The organism is Gillisia xinjiangensis (assembly GCF_046298265.1).
Taxonomy (GTDB): Bacteria; Bacteroidota; Bacteroidia; order Flavobacteriales; family Flavobacteriaceae; genus Gillisia; species Gillisia xinjiangensis.
The window spans coordinates 1-712 of the sequence record NZ_JBKAHK010000042.1; the positions used below are offsets into that span (position 1 = coordinate 1).

1 protein-coding gene is annotated in these 712 nt (G+C 41.6%); it reads left to right on the forward strand.

Translation table 11 applies throughout. From position 1 onward, the window contains the following. The coding region (locus tag ACKGJN_RS16355; protein ID WP_409540634.1) for a hypothetical protein at nt 1-712 on the forward strand (712 nt) is incomplete at both ends.

The window sequence follows — 712 nt, forward strand, 5'->3', positions numbered from 1 at the left end:
CTGTTGAAATCTCCGGAAGCGCAAGTTTATGTTCTCCCGGCCAATACAGTATTCAAACCGGTGTAAATGTACAATGGAGCGCCAACCCTACTAATCTGGTGAACATCTCTAATAATGGAAGTAGTAATGTAACCGTAACTCCGGTTAGTAGTTCAAGTAAAGGTAGTGTTACCCTATCAGCAATCATAAGTTCCCCGAGTTGTGGTTCTAAAACCCTTACTAAAGATGTCTGGGTAGGAAACCCTAATGAAGTGACTAAACTGAGCCATGTATCATTTGGATGTACCATGGGCGAGATATTTGTTAAAACAGCGCTGGGTGCAGAGCAATATGAATGGCAAGTATATGGCGCCCAAATAGTAGCTCCAGGTACAGGAACAACATATATAGGCGAAGAAGGCTCTATATTTGTAGATCCCGATGACGGTAATTATGAATTTACTGTTAAGGTGCGGGCTATTAATGCCTGTGGTTATTCCAACTGGTATACAAAAACTATCCCTATGGATTGTAGTGGCGGTCCTACCCCTTTAAGTACTTCCCCTGAAGAAGATAATGATGCTTCAGAAACCATTGTAGCCTATCCAAATCCTGCAAAAGATCAGATTACTGTGATTGTAAAAGGAAATTACGAATTTACTGGCACTCTGCCTACAGGAATTCACGCCATACGGGTATTGGACCAGAATTCAATAGAGAGGCAATACTATAC